This window comes from Sutterella massiliensis (assembly GCF_016899755.1).
Lineage (GTDB): Bacteria > Pseudomonadota > Gammaproteobacteria > Burkholderiales > Burkholderiaceae_F > Sutterella > Sutterella massiliensis.
In genome coordinates this window covers 1-587 of record NZ_JACJJC010000222.1, presented here as the reverse complement: position 1 = coordinate 587, position 587 = coordinate 1, and the positions used below count along the sequence as shown (strand labels likewise).

The window sequence follows — 587 nt, the reverse complement described above, 5'->3', positions numbered from 1 at the left end:
GGCCAGACGCACCTGAATGGCTGCCACGGGCGCTTTGCCTTCTTCCTGAATCTCGACGAACTTGTAGCCGTCGAGGAAGTGACCGACCGACTGTCCGGCTCGAATCTTCGTCGTGCCGATTTTGCCGTGCGCTTCGATGGTGATGAAGCTGTTGGCAAGACGGTCGAGCGACGCCTGCAGCTGCGACAAACGACGCGCGTTGCGCGATCGTCCGATGCGGTTGAAAAAGTCCTTCACTCGGAATACGACATCGGTCTTGTAGGGAAGCGTACCCGTTGCCGCAAGTTCGTTTTTGTTGCGTCGAATGTTTTCGGCAAGCGCTGATGCGGCGTATAGCAGAATGTCCGCATCGTACAGCGTCGGCGCCCCGTGAAAAGACGGCGTGAACGTCAGTCGGAAGTTCGTCGTGTCAATATGCAGCATCTCCTTGCCGGGCTCTTTGCTGGCAGTGAAGAAGTTGTACGACATGAGCGTGAGCGACTGTTTGAGAACCCATGCGGTGCCGTCGTCAATCGTGCGAAGTGCCGTGCGGTAGTTCTCTTTTTCTTCCGGCGTGAGGTTCAGCGTTTCTTCGAGCGGTTCAAAGA

1 protein-coding gene is annotated in these 587 nt (G+C 56.6%); it reads right to left on the bottom strand.

Annotated elements, in window-relative coordinates; genetic code table 11:
- Positions 1-587 (bottom strand): replication initiator protein A (locus H6A60_RS12270; RefSeq protein WP_205105034.1); only part of this gene is annotated, 587 nt, incomplete at both ends.